The sequence below is a fragment of the Streptomyces sp. DT2A-34 genome (genome assembly GCF_030499515.1).
GTDB lineage: Bacteria > Actinomycetota > Actinomycetes > Streptomycetales > Streptomycetaceae > Streptomyces.
Map to the genome: position 1 here is coordinate 5227730 of NZ_JASTWJ010000001.1, position 12407 is coordinate 5240136.

Genomic DNA, 12407 nt, shown 5'->3' on the forward strand with positions numbered 1-12407 from the left:
CATCAAGGGTCGGTCGGCAAAGAGACCTGAGCCCGATTCCCTGCTCATGACGTGTGTGCCGCTGCGTGATGCTTGCGCAGCTCCACATTCACGTCAGATACGGCACTGTAGTCACCGCTGGAGCGGGCGTTCTGTCTGGCAACGGCCAGTGGCAGACACGCGGCGCAGCCAGGTACGGCGGAGGGCTCGGTAGGCAGCTCGGTCAGGCCGTAATCCTGCGGCTTCAGTGTCTCCATGCGGTGCCTCCACGGCCTATCGGCTCTCGGTTCAACGACCGTATGGAGACAGCGGGTTGCCGATCCACGGACTTGCATGAGCTTGCGCCGCGATCACCCGAGAGCGTCGATGGCGGCGGTGATGAGCGATCTGGCCTGTGTGCCGTACACGGCGAGGGCGGACAGCTCGGCGAATGCCTTCGTGTACTCCGCGATCTCGCCGGGTTGGGTGACGGTCAGGTGCGCGGAGACGAGTTCCACGTTCACCTGTGTGTCGTCGTACATGGTGAACGACTCGACGGGCCACCCGGCACCGCGCAGTGTGCCGAGAGGGATGATGCCCAGGCTGACGGAAGGGAGCGAGGCGACAGAGATCAAGTGGCCGAGGGCTCCGGCCATGGTGTCGTGGTCGCCTATGACGGTGCGCAGTACCCACTCCTCGACGAGCATGGCGAAACGGTGGTCGCCGGTGTGCAGGATGCGCTGCCGGTCCATGCGCACGGCCACGGCATCGTCGATGTCGTCGGGTACGTCCCGGAGGTGGGCCACGGTGCTCAGTACGGCTCGGGTGTAGGCGGCCGACTGGAGCAGGCCGGGAATCACCCAGGATTGGTAGACGCGGAAGCGGCGGGTGCGCTCGAAGAGTGGCGCCACAGATTGTTGGACGCGTCGAAGGCCCGCGCGCTCCATGCGCCGCCATTGGATGTAGGCGCCCTCTATTCCACGTGCCGTGGCGATCAGGTCGGCGGTCTGGTCCTGGGCACCGCAGAGGGTCGTGTACGTCCGAATGTCCGCGTCGGACGGGGACGTGCGCCCGTTCTCAAGTCGCGAGCACTTCGACTCGTGCCAGTCGGCACGCCTGGCCAGCTCTCGCGCCGTAAGGCCGGCGTCCACGCGGATCTCGCGGAGACGCCGGCCGAGGGCCTGCCGTGCCTGCTGAACACTGGATGAAGTCACACCGGGATTGTGGATCAGGCGAGCCTGTAGTCCTCGTGTGGCACTGCCAGGGCCCAGACGGCCTCGAAGGCATCAGCACACAGCTTCACGACGCCCGGATCGTCAGTGAACTCCTCGTCGTCCGGAGCGAGTTCGCCATCACCGGCGAAGTGGTTGAAGACGACGGAGCTGTCGTCGAAGAGCCAGAAGTCGTTGCCGGGCAGGGCCAGCCCGGATGCGTGACGGCGAGGCAGCCAGCGCACTTGCTCGCCTGCCTCCACGTTGGGGCCGGTCAGGTGGTGCTCGAACCGGATGTAGTCCGATACAGGCTCCGACACGATGCGGGCCCTGCGTACCTCGACCCCTTGGGCTACGAGGTCGGCGACGAGCCGCAGCCACGGCCGACGCTCCGGGTCGCTCTCCGCGGGATCATTACGGACGCCGTTCTGCCAGGCTGCGAATCGAGGGTCCGAGCGCATGTACCCGTCGCGCATCTCCAGATGGACAGCGGAACGGGTGCAGCGCCGCAGTCGGTCCTCAAGAGTCGGCACGGCCACCGTCTTTCACCTCCGGGAAGAACTGCACCATGCGCTTCGGGATCTCGATCACGTCCTCGTGGCCCGGAAGGTCCAGCTGCGAACGCCGAGCCTCGTCGTCCACCTTCCAGCCTTGCACCAGGTAGGTGCCCTTCTCGTCGTCGAGGTAGATGGTGGGCGACTTGCCTTCCGGGCTCTCGGGATCCTGGCCAAGTTTGATCAGAGCCATCGCTGCCTCCCTTGTCGTTGGGCATCCGTGCTCGATCTTGTGCCCAACGTCGAACGGAGGCCAGGAACTTGCGAGAACTTGCGCGCGGATTACCGCTTCGCGGTCATCGCGTGTGAGAGGAAGCCTGCCCACGCGGTGGGCCGGAAGGTGAGGTGGGAGCCGGTCGGGTTCTTGGAGTCGCGGATGTGCATGGTGGTGGGGGTGCTGGCTATCTCGACGCAGTTGGCGGCTTCGGCGCTGTATGTGGACCTCTGCCAGGTCAGTTCGGGCATGGTGGGTTCCTCAGAGCTCGGCGGCGATGCGGTGGATCAGGTCTCGGGATTCGGGCTCGGGAAGAGCGCGGGACTCCATGCGGTCCAGTACGGAGCGGTAGCGGTCCAACTGAGCCTCGGCATCCAGGAACTCGCAGCCATGGTCGGTGTCCAGGACCACGGTGTCGAGCTGTGGGACAGGGCCGCTCGCGCATGTGATGGGCTGGCCCGACGCGGGGAAGCCGGTCTGGCCGAAAGGCAGCACCAGCAGGGTGACTGTCGGCTGCTCGCTCATCTCCAGTAGGTACCGCAGCTGGGCGCGGGCGATGTCCGCGCCGCCGAAGCCCATGCGCAGGGCTGCCTCATGGACGATGGCTGTGTAGGGGGTCGGAGTGCCCTCGAACAGGACGGCCTGGCGCTTCACGCGGTAGGAGACGCGGTGCTCGATTTCGTACGGACGTAGAGGCGGAACGGCTTCCCGCATAGTGGCGCGGGCGTGCTCCGAGGTCTGGAGCAGTCCCGGCATGTGCACGGTGACGGCTACGCGGATCGCCGTGGCGTGGTATTCGAGTTCCGCCAGATCGAGGAGTCCCGATGGGAGGTTGTCGCGGTACTCCTCCCACCAACCCCGAGTGCGGGCGCCCGTCATGCCGGCGAGGGCGTCGACGTAAGCCTCCTCGGCGCAGCTGTAGTTGCGCGCCAGCGTGCGTACGCGGTCGGCGCTCACTGCGTACCGCCCGGCCTCGATGTTGCTGATCCGAGCCTGCGGTGCGCTCAGGAGCCCGGCGGCTGCGGTCGACGTCAGGCCCGCGCGCTCGCGGAGTTTACGCAGCTCGGCGCCGAGGCGCTGCTGGCGCAGGGTGGTGATGAGGGCGGGAGACATGTCGTGTCGTTTCTCTCCTCAGCGCGGGCGTGCAGCGTCACTCACACGGGTGGCTATTGGTAGATCTTCGTGGATTCGATGGAATACCTTCCAATCTCCACGCTACGTTGTGCGTGCTGGCAGCTCAACTCCCCCCGCCCATGAGCCGGAAGCGCACCACCCCAGGCAATGCCACCGCCCGGCGCGGCAGTTGAGCGAGCTCAGACTCCCTTCCTTGCGAGACTCCCGGAGGTTTCCATGCGCACCGTATCCCCGCCCGACACCTGGGTGTACGCCCTCCGCCTCCCCCACGACCCCCGCGCGGCACGGGTCGCACGTATGACCGTACGGTCGGTGCTCGCCAGCCACGGCAGGCCCGAAGCCCTCGACGCCGTTGAGCTGTTGACGTCCGAAATGGTGACGAACACCTACCTGCACACCAACGGCCCCGCATCCCTCCGCCTGACCGCCCTTGCCGACGGACGTCGCGCGTCGGGGTCTGGGACAGCCACCCCCGTATTCCCGCACCCTTCGGCCGACCGCCCCACGACCACGTCCCGCCCGCCCCGCCGGATGCCGAGGGTGGTCGCGGCCTGCGCCTCGTCCAGGAATACGCCGACTGCTGGGGCGGAGTGTCCCTCGGTGACGGCACCTTCGACCGGCGGGCCGGGAAGCTGCTCTGGTTCGAGACGGGCAAGTGAGCGTGGGACCCTTCGCATCCGTACGTAGCAGCGAGGTGGCACGGACGACGACGGAGAAGTGGCGTGAGGTGTGATGGCGGCGGCGGACACCCAGGGTGTCGAAGGCAACGGCGACTTCAAAGGCTGGTGCTGCTGGGCCCCCTGCTGGTCCTGCTCCTCCTCGGCGTTACGGGCCCCGCGTCGGCCCACGCAGCACTCCGGGCCACCGACCCCGAGGACGGAACCCTCCTCAAGTCGGCCCCCCGCCATCTCACCCTGACCTTCACGGAGTCCGTCGGCCTGCTCGACGACTCCTTCCGCGTCCTGGACCCCGACGGGCGCCGCCTGCGCACGGGCGAGCCGCAGCACGCGCAGGGCGGGGGTGACACGGCCAGGGTGACGTTGCCCGCGAAGCTGGCCCAGGGGACGTACACCGTCGCCTGGCGGGTGGTGTCGGCCGACAGCCACCCGGTCTCCGGCGCGTTCACCTTCTCCGTCGGCAAGCGCTCCCTGACCACGGCCACCGTGGACACCGGCCCCACCGAGGATCCGGCGACCAAGGCCCTCTACAACATCGCCCGCTATCTCGCCTACCTCGCCGCCGCCCTGCTCATCGGCACGGCGACGTTCATGGCGGTCTGCCGTCCGCCGGACGCCCCCGTGCTGCACAAGCTGCTCAGGACCGGGTGGTGGACCCTTCTCGCCGCCACCCTCGCCCTGCTGGTGCTGCGCGCCCCGTACGAGACGGGTGAGGGGCCGCTGGGGTCCCTGGGCATCGAGTCCCTGACCCGCACGCCGACCAGCCGCCCGGGCGCGGTCCTGCTGGCACGGCTGGGCCTCCTGGCGGTGGCCGCCGGCTATCTCGTACGACTGGCCAGGCAGCGCAAGCCATACGGCTGGGCCGGTGCCGTCCTCGCCGTCGGCCTCGCCATGACCTGGGCCGCCGGCGAGCACGCCTCCGCGGGCATCCAGGTACCGGCCGCGATGGCGTCCTCGGCGCTGCACCTGCTGGCCACGGCGGTATGGCTGGGCGGCCTCGCGGCCCTGGTCGTGACGCTGTACCGGGCAGCCCCCCGACGCCGGCGACGGTCACCCGCTTCTCCCGCCTCGCCTTCGCCTCCGTGACCGTCCTGGTCGTCACCGGCGTCTACCAGTCCTGGCGCGGCCTCGGCTCCTGGGACGCGCTCACCGGCACGACGTACGGCAGGCTCCTGACCCTCAAGCTGGCCGCGGTGGCCCTGCTCCTCGGGGCGGCGGCCGTGTCGCGCCGCTGGACGGCGCGCCTTGCGACGGCGGACGCGGAGACGGTCGTATGGGAGCGGGATCGGGAGCACGAGCGGGATCGGGAGCGGGAGCGGGTTCCGGAGTCGGTCGGTGGGCCGTCGTCGGCGGAGCAGCCGACGTCGGCCGACGTACCGCCGCCCCCCACCTACCCCCACCGCCGCGCCCTGCGCCGTTCCGTCCTCGCCGAAGCAGCCGTCGGCGCCGCCGTGCTGGCGGTCACCACGATCCTCACCAGCACGTTGCCCGGCCGGGCGCAGGCCGAGGCGGCGGCGGTGGCGCCCGCAGTGGTCGGCGCCTCCGTCACCGAAGTCCCCTTCGACGTCGGCACCCCCGGCGGTCACGGCAAGGTGCAGATCACCCTCGACCCCGGCCGGGTCGGCGACAACTCGATCGAGGCCCTCGTCTTCGGCCCCGACGGCGGCGTGTCCATCGTCCCCGAACTGCGGATCTCCTTCACTCTCCCGGCCAAGGACATCGGCCCCCTCGACGCCGAACTCACCGACAAGGGCGGCTACTGGAGCAACAGCTTCCTCAACCTGCCCATCGCCGGGACATGGGAGATGAAGGTCACCGTACGGACGTCGGAGGTCGACCAGGTGACCGAGACCAGGTCGGTCGTCGTGCGCTAGGGCCATCAGAAGGGCCCTGGGGGCGCACGGCGTGAGTCGGCCCCTCCTGGGCGCTCAGCGCTCAAGATCCGTTCGAGATATCGGTCACGTTTCCGAAACGGCGATCGACATCTCTTGACGCATGACCTGACATACGGCTGTTATTGCGCCACCGTGTTCGGTCAAGTTGATTTCTGGTCGGTTACGTCCGGCTTGATCATGCCACCGCCACGGCCACCCCTTGCCTTCAGGAGCCGCAGATGCACCACACCTCCTCCCCCTCCGGTCTTTCCCTCCCCTCGCCCAGCCGCCGCACCCTGCTGCGTGGCGTGGGCGGCGCCGCAGTTCTCGGCGCCGGCATTCCCTTGCTCAGCGCCTGCGGCGGCAGCGGCTCGGCGAGTGACCCGAAGACCGTCACGGTCGGCTCCAACGCGTCGGACGCGGTGCCGAAGAAGGCGTTCGCCGACATCTACGCGGCGTTCAAGAAGGAGTCCGGGCTCACGGTCGACGTGAACACCAAGGACCACAACACCTTCCAGGAGCAGATCAACTCCTACCTGCAGGGCACGCCGGACGACGTGTTCAACTGGTTCGCCGGCTACCGCATGCAGTTCTTCGCGGCCAAGGGACTGGCCACGCCGATCGACGACGTGTGGAAGACCATCGGGGGCAACTTCCCCGACGCGATGCACAAGCTCAGCAAGGGCGAGGACGGCAAGTACTACTTCGTGCCGCTGTACACGTACCCGTGGGCGCTCTTCTACCGCAAGAGCGTCTTCAAGGAGAAGGGGTACGAGGTTCCCACCAAGTGGGACGACTTCGTCGCGCTGTGCAAGCAGATGAAGAAGGACGGGCTCGTCCCGATCGCCTTCGGTGACAAGGACGCCTGGCCCGCGCTCGGCACCTTCGACCAGATCAACTTCCGTGCCAACGGCTACGACTTCCACGTCGAGCTGATGGCCGGCAAGGCCTCGTGGACCGACGCCAAGGTGCGCAAGGCCTTCGACCTGTGGACGGAGATCCTCCCCTACCACCAGGACGGTGCCACCGGCCGTACCTGGCAGGACGCCGCCCAGACGCTGGCGTCCAAGAAGGCCGGCATGTATCTGCTGGGCACCTTCGTGGGGCAGCAGTTCACCAACGAGGCCGACCGCGAGGACCTGGACTTCTTCGCCTTCCCGGAGATCGACCCGGCGTACGGCCAGGAGACCGTCGAGGCGCCCACCGACGGCTTCATGCTCTCCAAGGCCCAGAAGAACAAGGCCGGTGCCGTGAAGCTGCTGCAGTACCTGGGCTCCCCGGCCGCCGAGGAGATCTACCTCAAGTCCGACCCGAACGTCGTCGCCGCCTCCACCAAGGCCGACACCTCCTCGTACAGCGCCCTGCAGAAGAAGGCGTACGAGATGATCTCGGGTGCGAAGAGCCTGACGCAGTTCATGGACCGGGACAGCCGGCCGGACTTCACCTCCACGGTGATGCAGCCCGCGCTGCAGAAGTTCATCCGCGACCCCAAGCAGATCGACAGCCTGCTCTCGTCGATCGAGCGCCAGAAGAAGACGATCTTCGCCTCGTCATGACGACCGACATCACCAAGGAGATCCCGGAGGCGGCCGCCGAGTCGCCTTCGGGCGCTGCCCCCGCCAAGAAGGTGCCCCAGGGGCACCGCCGCCTGCTGACCCGCCGCGACCGGCTGACCCTCGGCCTGATGGCGGGCCTGCCCACGATCCTGCACATCGCCCTCGTCTGGGTCACCGCCCTCGCCTCGATCGCGCTGGCCTTCACCACCTGGGACGGCATCGGCTTCGACTCGATCAAGTGGGTCGGCCTCGAGAACTTCAAGGAACTGTTCAGCAACAACCCGCAGTTCTGGCCGGCCGTCGAGCACAACGTCATCTGGTTCGTCGTGCTCATCCTGATCCCGACGCCGCTCGGGCTGTTCCTGGCCGTGCAGCTGGACAAGAAGATCCGCTTCAGCCGCGTCTACCAGACCGCGTTCTTCCTGCCGGTCGTGCTGTCCATGGCCGTCATCGGCTTCGTCTGGCAGCTGATCTACAACCCCGACACCGGCCTGATCAACAGCCTCATCGGGGCCAACGAGCCCGGCAAGTACATCGACTGGATCGGCGACCCGGACCTCAACCTCTGGGCGATCCTCATCGCCGCGTCCTGGCGCCACACCGGCTACATGATGATCCTGTACCTGGCCGGCCTCAAGGGCGTCGACCCCGCGCTGCGGGAGGCGTCCGCCCTGGACGGCGCGGGCGAGTGGCAGACGTTCAAGAACGTCATCTTCCCCACCCTGCGCCCGACCAACACCATCGTCCTGGTGGTGACGATCATCGAGGCGCTGCGCGCGTTCGACCTGGTCTTCGTCTTCAACAAGGGTGCCGAGGGCACCGAGTTGCTGTCGATCCTGGTCACCAACAACATCATCGGCGAGTCCAGCCGCATCGGATACGGCTCCGCGATCGCCGTCGTCCTGCTGCTGATCTCCCTCGCCGTGATCATCCCGTATCTGATCGCGACCTTCCGGAAGGAGCGGCGCGCATGAGCTCCGTGAGCGCGCTGGGCAAGCAGCGCACCCCCGTCCGCCCGGGCCGGATCCTGCTGCACGTCTTCCTCGCGAGCATGGCGCTGGCCTGGCTCGCCCCGCTGCTCTGGGCGGTCTACGCGGCCCTGCGCCCGTACGGCGAGACCTCCGAGAAGGGCTATGTCTCCTGGCCCGACAAGCTGACGTTCGAGAACTTCACGAACGCCTTCACGCAGTCGGACATGACGCACTACTTCGGCAACACGATGCTGATCGCGATCCCGGCCGTGCTGCTGACGCTGTTCCTGTCGTCGATGGTCGCCTTCTACGTCAGCCGCTTCGACTTCCGCGTCAACCTGTTCCTGCTGCTGGTCTTCACGGCCGGCAACCTGCTGCCGCAGCAGGTCATCATCACCCCGCTGTACCGGCTGTACCTGCTCGTCGACCTGCCCGGCATCACCATGAGCGGCAAGCTCTACGACTCCGCGCTGGGCCTGGTCCTCATCCACGTGGCGTTCCAGTCGGGCTTCTGCGCCTTCGTGCTGAGCAACTACATGAAGATGCTGCCGCACGAGCTGACCGAGGCGGCCCTCGTCGACGGCGCCTCGGTGTGGCGGCTGTACTGGCAGATCACCCTGCCGCTGTGCAAGCCGGCGATGGCGGCTCTCGGGACCCTGCTGTCCATCTGGATCTACAACGACTTCTTCTGGGCTCTCGTCCTGATCTCGACCGGCGAGAACATGCCGATCACGTCGGCGCTGAACAACCTCTCCGGGCAGTACTTCACCGACCCCAACCTGATCGCGGCCGGCGCCCTGATCACCGCGGTCCCGGTCCTGGCCGTGTACTTCCTGCTCCAGCGCCAGTTCGTCAGCGGCCTCACGCTCGGCGCCAACAAGGGCTGACGGCCCGCTTCCCGAAGCCGACGGCCCCTTTCTTGAAAGAGACACCCGTGCACCACCTCTTCACCCCCGTCGCCTCCGTGCCCGTGGACGAGGCCCGCGCCCGCGTCCACGAGGAGGGCTGGCAGTCCTGGAGCCCCAGCGGCGCCTACGCCGTCGGCGACAAGCCGTACCGCCCCACCAACGACAACTGGGCGACGGTCTGTTACCGGCCGGGCGTCACCGTCCCGGAGGGCACGTTCCAGGGCGAGGGCCTGCTGGCGCTCGACCCGGGCGACGGATCGCCGGTCCGCCTGTGGGCGGCGGTCAATCCGACACGTGAGGTCCCGTCGATCCGGCTGGTCGTGGTGGACGGTCGGGCCGAGGTCAGCGCCGACGGTCCGGTGAAGGAGTGGACGGGCGCCACCGTGCAGTCGGTCCTGGGCGACTGGGCCGACAGCCTCCAGCTGTCGGCCCCGCGCCCGGCCCCGACGGTCTGGTGCTCCTGGTACGAGTACTTCACCGCCGTCACCGAGGACGACATCCACGAGAACCTCCGTGCGATGGAGAACCTCGACCTGCCCATCGACGTCGTCCAGATCGACGACGGCTACCAGAAGGCCCTCGGCGACTGGCTCACCCTCTCCGGCCGCTTCCGCTCCCGCGCGGGCATCGCGGACGAGATCAGGGCACGGGGCCGCCGGGCAGGCATCTGGACCGCGCCCTTCCTGGTCGACCCGGCGAGCGACCTGGCCGCCGAGCACCCCGAGTGGCTGGTCCGGGACACGGACGGCGGCTTCACGCACGCCGGCCGCAACTGGGGCCACGACCTGCGCGTCCTGGACACCACGCACCCCGAGGCGGCGGCGTATCTGACGGACGTGTTCCGCACGCTGCGCGCCGAGGGCTACGACTACTTCAAGGTCGACTTCCTCTACGCGGGCGCCCTGGACGGCGTACGGCACGACGGGGACATGGACGCGCTGACGGCGTACCGCGAGGGCATCCAGCTGATCCGCGAGGCGATCGGCGAGGACGCCTACCTGCTGGGCTGCGGAGCACCCCTGTTGGCGTCCATCGGCCTGTTCGACGCGATGCGGGTCAGCCCTGACACCGCCCCGCACCGCCGCCCCGAGGCCGACGACTACAGCCAGCCCGGCCAGGACCCGGCCGAGTTCACCGGCGTCGGCCGTCAGTGGCAGCACGGCCGGCTCTGGGTCAACGACCCCGACTGTCTGATGGCCCGCCCGGCGGTGGAGACCCGAGAGCAGTGGGCGGCCCACGTCGAGGCGACGGGTGGCCTGATGGCGTCCAGCGACCGCCTGCTGTCGCTGGACGAGTGGGGCGTGGCCACGACCCGCCGTCTCCTCGGGGGAGCCGACCTGTGAAGCGCGAACTGTCCGTCCCCGGCATCGCCTACGGCGGCGACTACAACCCCGAGCAGTGGCCCGAGGAGGTCTGGGCCGAGGACATGCGCCTGATGCGCGAGGCCGGGGTGACCATGGTCAGCGTCGGCATCTTCTCCTGGGCGCTGCTGGAGCCGAAGGAGGGCGCGTACGACTTCACCTTGCTGGACCGCGTCCTCGACCTGCTGCACGCCCACGGCATCGCGGCCGACCTCGCGACCCCGACGGCGGCGCCCCCGGCCTGGTTCTTCCGCGCCCACCCCGAGGCGCTGCCCGTGGACAAGGACGGCAGGGGGCTGTCGTACGGCAGCCGCCAGACGTTCTGCCCGAGCAGCCCGGCGTACCGCGAGGCGGCCCTGCGCATGGCGGGCGAGATCGCCCGGCGTTACGCGGACCACCCGGCCGTGGCGATGTGGCACGTCCACAACGAGTACGGCTGCCACAACGCGGAGTGCTACTGCGACGAGAGCGCGGCCGCCTTCCGGCGCTGGCTGCGCAGGCGGTACGCGGACGATCTGGCCGCCCTGAACGACGCCTGGGGCACCCGCTTCTGGAGCCAGTGGTACTACGACTGGGACGAGATCCTCCCGCCGCGGCCGACGGGCGCCGTCCCGAACCCCACCCACCAGCTGGACTGGCGCCGCTTCTGCAGCGACGAGCTGCTGTCGCTGTACGAGGCGGAGCGCGAGGTCCTGCTGGCGGCGGCCCCGTCGGTCCCCGCCACCACCAACTTCATGGTGATGTACAACTTCGACGCGCTGGACTACTGGCGCTGGGCCCCGAAGCTGGACATCGTCTCCAACGACCACTACCTCCAGTCCGCCGACCCCGAGTCGCAGATCGACATCGCGCTCAGCGGCGACCTGGTCCGCTCCCTCGCGGGCGGCCCGTGGCTGCTGATGGAGCACTCAACGGGCGCGGTGAACTGGCAGCCGGTGAACCGGGCGAAGGGCCCCGGCGAGCTGCGGCGCAACGCGCTGGCCCATGTGGCCCGCGGTGCGGACGGCATCGCCTACTTCCAGTGGCGCGCGGCGAAGGCGGGCGCCGAACAGTGGCACTCGGCGATGCTCCCGCACGCCGGTACGGACAGCCGGATCTGGCGGGACGTCGTCCGACTGGGCGCGGACCTGCGGGCGTTGGCCGAGGTGCGCGGCAGCGTCGGTACGGCCGAGGTGGCGATCGTCTGGGACTGGAACTCCCGCTGGGCGATGGAACTCCCCTCCCAGCCGAGCGCCGAGCTGCGCTTCCAGGACCTGGTGCGCGCCTGGTACGAGCCGCTGTGGCGCGCGGGCGTCGCGGTGGACTTCGTACGCCCGGACGCGGATCTGTCGCCGTACCGCCTGGTCCTGGCGCCGAGCCTGTACATGGTGGACGACGAGGGCGCGGCCAATCTCACCGGCTTCGCGGAGCGCGGCGGCACGCTGGCCGTCGGCTTCCACAGCGGGGCGGTCGACGAGAACTGCCACGTCCGGCTGGGCGGTTACCCGGGCGCGTTCCGGGAGGCGCTGGGGGTGCTGACCGACGAGCTGTTCCCGCTGCTGCCCGGCGAGTCCGTGGGGCTCAGCGGGGGCGGTACGGGGACGCTGTGGTCGGAGCGCGTGGGCCTGGCCGGCGCCGAGCCGGTCGAGTCGTACACGACCGGCCCGCTGGCGGGTGGGCCCGCGGTGACGCGCAACTCCCGTGGTGAGGGCGTCACTTGGTACCTCGCCACGCAGCCGGACGCGGCGACGCTGGCCGGGTTGCTGGACCGCATCCGTACGGAGGCGGGCGTGCGGCCGGTCCGCGCGACTCCCCCGGGCGTCGAGGCGGCCCTGCGGCGGGGTCCGGACGCCGACTATCTCTTCCTGATCAACCACACCGACCGGCCCGCCCATATCGCGGTCGCGGCGGACGCCACGGAACTGCTGACGGGCAGGGCGGTGCCGGGGGCGGTCAGTGTCGCGGCGGGGGAGGTGGCGGTGGTGCGGGAGCCGCACGCGGGCTGAGTGA

Annotated in this window: 11 protein-coding genes and 2 pseudogenes; 7 read left to right on the plus strand and 6 right to left on the minus strand. The window is 69.1% G+C overall.

What is annotated here, in order from left to right; translation table 11 throughout:
- Window positions 1–44 precede the first annotated feature (44 nt).
- The 6 genes from QQM39_RS23255 to QQM39_RS23280 form a co-directional block, all read right to left on the minus strand.
- The gene (locus QQM39_RS23255; protein WP_301999414.1) at window positions 45–236 is read right to left on the minus strand and encodes a hypothetical protein; all 192 of its coding nucleotides are present in this window, start codon (window positions 234–236) and stop codon (window positions 45–47) included.
- Between the two features lie 93 nt (window positions 237–329).
- On the minus strand, window positions 330–1172 hold the full coding sequence (locus QQM39_RS23260) for a helix-turn-helix transcriptional regulator (RefSeq protein ID WP_301999416.1): 843 nt from the start codon (window positions 1170–1172) through the stop codon (window positions 330–332).
- Window positions 1173–1186: 14 nt separating this feature from the next.
- Window positions 1187–1702, minus strand: a complete 516-nt coding sequence (locus tag QQM39_RS23265; RefSeq protein ID WP_302003698.1) for a DUF6879 family protein — start codon at window positions 1700–1702, stop codon at window positions 1187–1189.
- A complete protein-coding gene (locus tag QQM39_RS23270; RefSeq protein ID WP_301999417.1) occupies window positions 1689–1916 on the minus strand; it encodes a hypothetical protein in 228 nt (75 codons plus the stop codon). The genes QQM39_RS23265 and QQM39_RS23270 overlap by 14 nt, the downstream gene beginning before the upstream one ends.
- An 89-nt stretch (window positions 1917–2005) precedes the next feature.
- Complete coding sequence (locus QQM39_RS23275; RefSeq protein ID WP_301999418.1) at window positions 2006–2188, minus strand: DUF397 domain-containing protein; 183 nt, start codon at window positions 2186–2188, stop codon at window positions 2006–2008.
- Between the two features lie 10 nt (window positions 2189–2198).
- Window positions 2199–3050: a helix-turn-helix transcriptional regulator gene (locus QQM39_RS23280; RefSeq protein ID WP_301999419.1), complete on the minus strand. Its 852-nt coding sequence runs from the start codon at window positions 3048–3050 to the stop codon at window positions 2199–2201.
- 237 nt (window positions 3051–3287) lie between these two features.
- Between QQM39_RS23280 and QQM39_RS23285 the strand changes: the two are divergent.
- The 7 genes and pseudogenes from QQM39_RS23285 to QQM39_RS23315 all read left to right on the plus strand — a co-directional run bounded on the left by QQM39_RS23285 (window position 3288) and on the right by QQM39_RS23315 (window position 12403).
- Window positions 3288–3730: pseudogene (locus QQM39_RS23285) on the plus strand (ATP-binding protein).
- 126 nt (window positions 3731–3856) lie between these two features.
- Window positions 3857–5622: pseudogene (locus QQM39_RS23290) on the plus strand (copper resistance CopC/CopD family protein).
- Between the two features lie 239 nt (window positions 5623–5861).
- The gene (locus QQM39_RS23295) at window positions 5862–7178 is read left to right on the plus strand and encodes an ABC transporter substrate-binding protein (RefSeq protein ID WP_301999420.1); all 1317 of its coding nucleotides are present in this window, start codon (window positions 5862–5864) and stop codon (window positions 7176–7178) included.
- Window positions 7175–8152, plus strand: coding sequence for a carbohydrate ABC transporter permease (locus QQM39_RS23300; protein WP_301999421.1), 978 nt, complete (start codon window positions 7175–7177; stop codon window positions 8150–8152). Before QQM39_RS23295 ends, QQM39_RS23300 begins: the two co-directional genes overlap by 4 nt.
- Entirely contained in the window at window positions 8149–9036 is an 888-nt protein-coding gene (locus tag QQM39_RS23305) for a carbohydrate ABC transporter permease (protein ID WP_301999423.1), read from the plus strand. The genes QQM39_RS23300 and QQM39_RS23305 overlap by 4 nt, the downstream gene beginning before the upstream one ends.
- A gap of 47 nt (window positions 9037–9083) precedes the next feature.
- Window positions 9084–10400, plus strand: a complete 1317-nt coding sequence (locus tag QQM39_RS23310) for a glycoside hydrolase family 36 protein (protein WP_302003699.1) — start codon at window positions 9084–9086, stop codon at window positions 10398–10400.
- Window positions 10397–12403: a beta-galactosidase gene (locus QQM39_RS23315; RefSeq protein WP_301999424.1), complete on the plus strand. Its 2007-nt coding sequence runs from the start codon at window positions 10397–10399 to the stop codon at window positions 12401–12403. The genes QQM39_RS23310 and QQM39_RS23315 overlap by 4 nt, the downstream gene beginning before the upstream one ends.
- Window positions 12404–12407 lie beyond the last annotated feature (4 nt).

Excerpts from the sequence above, each read along its gene's own strand:
- QQM39_RS23255 (WP_301999414.1), bottom strand. The coding sequence starts at position 236 with ATGGAGACACTGAAGCCGCAGGATTACGGCCTGACCGAGCTGCCTACC.
- QQM39_RS23270 (WP_301999417.1), bottom strand. The coding sequence starts at position 1,916 with ATGGCTCTGATCAAACTTGGCCAGGATCCCGAGAGCCCGGAAGGCAAG.
- QQM39_RS23275 (WP_301999418.1), bottom strand. The coding sequence starts at position 2,188 with ATGCCCGAACTGACCTGGCAGAGGTCCACATACAGCGCCGAAGCCGCC.
- QQM39_RS23280 (WP_301999419.1), bottom strand. The coding sequence starts at position 3,050 with ATGTCTCCCGCCCTCATCACCACCCTGCGCCAGCAGCGCCTCGGCGCC.
- QQM39_RS23295 (WP_301999420.1), top strand. The coding sequence starts at position 5,862 with ATGCACCACACCTCCTCCCCCTCCGGTCTTTCCCTCCCCTCGCCCAGC.
- QQM39_RS23300 (WP_301999421.1), top strand. The coding sequence starts at position 7,175 with ATGACGACCGACATCACCAAGGAGATCCCGGAGGCGGCCGCCGAGTCG.
- QQM39_RS23305 (WP_301999423.1), top strand. The coding sequence starts at position 8,149 with ATGAGCTCCGTGAGCGCGCTGGGCAAGCAGCGCACCCCCGTCCGCCCG.